An 819-nucleotide genomic window follows, 5' to 3' on the forward strand; every position below is an offset into this window, starting at 1 on the left:
GACGCGCTGTCGGTGCTGGTGGTCATGCTGGCTCACGCCTTCTCGTAGACGGACACGTGCTGGGGGCTCTCAGCGGTGAACGGGCGGCGGTCCCAGCCGGCCCAGCGGTCGCGCAGCCGCAGTCCGGCGATGCGGGCCATCAGGTCCAGCTCGGCCGGCCACGCGTAGCGGGAGGCGGCGGGCCGCAGTTTGGCGGTGCCGTCGGCGGCGATGGTGAAGTGGCACATCCGCATCTGCTGGGTCAGCGGGTTGGCGGCGGAGACGAACAGCGTGACGGAGTCGGTCTCGACACCGGTGGTCCAGGCGCGGCCGTTCTCCAGGGCGGTGCCGTGCGGCGACATGACTTCGATCGCGAACACGCCGCCGGTGACGAGGTGCGCTGCGGCGTTCTCGAAGCAGCGCACCTGCTCGTCCTGGGAGGTGAGCGCGAAGAGGGCGTGCCGGGAGATGAACACCAGGCCGAACTCGCCGTCCACGCGTGTGGTGGCGAAGTCGCCCTGGACGGTCTGGGTCTCCGGTCCGCGGGGTTTGGCGTTGAGCTGTTCGATCATCGACGGGGAGTTGTCGAGGCCGCGGACGGTGAGTCCCTTCTCGACCAGCGGCAGGGCCAGCCGGCCGGTGCCGATGCCGAACTCGAGCACCGGGCGGCCGGCGGCGAGGTCGGCGAGGCAGTTGACGGCGTCATGGGTGTCGGGCAGGTCGCCGAACTCGGCGTCCCAACGGGCGGCCCATTCGGGTCCGTAGCTGGCGGCGTTGAGGGTGGCGGCGTCGGCCATTGGGTCCTCCTGCGGTTCGGGCGGGCGGGGTCAGGCGTGGGGG

The 819-nt window shown here is 71.7% G+C and carries 1 protein-coding gene; it reads right to left on the reverse strand.

The genetic code is table 11. The annotated features are described in order from the left end of the window. Positions 1 to 32: 32 nt before the first annotated feature. On the reverse strand, positions 33 to 776 hold the full coding sequence (locus E1262_RS30045) for a class I SAM-dependent methyltransferase (RefSeq protein ID WP_132108013.1): 744 nt from the start codon (positions 774 to 776) through the stop codon (positions 33 to 35). Between the last annotated feature and the right edge of the window lie 43 nt (positions 777 to 819).

This window comes from Jiangella aurantiaca, from assembly GCF_004349105.1.
Taxonomy (GTDB): domain Bacteria; phylum Actinomycetota; class Actinomycetes; order Jiangellales; family Jiangellaceae; genus Jiangella; species Jiangella aurantiaca.

Bases quoted from the DNA above. Each gene is read 5' to 3' on its own strand.
- E1262_RS30045 (WP_132108013.1), bottom strand. From the start codon at position 776: ATGGCCGACGCCGCCACCCTCAACGCCGCCAGCTACGGACCCGAATGG.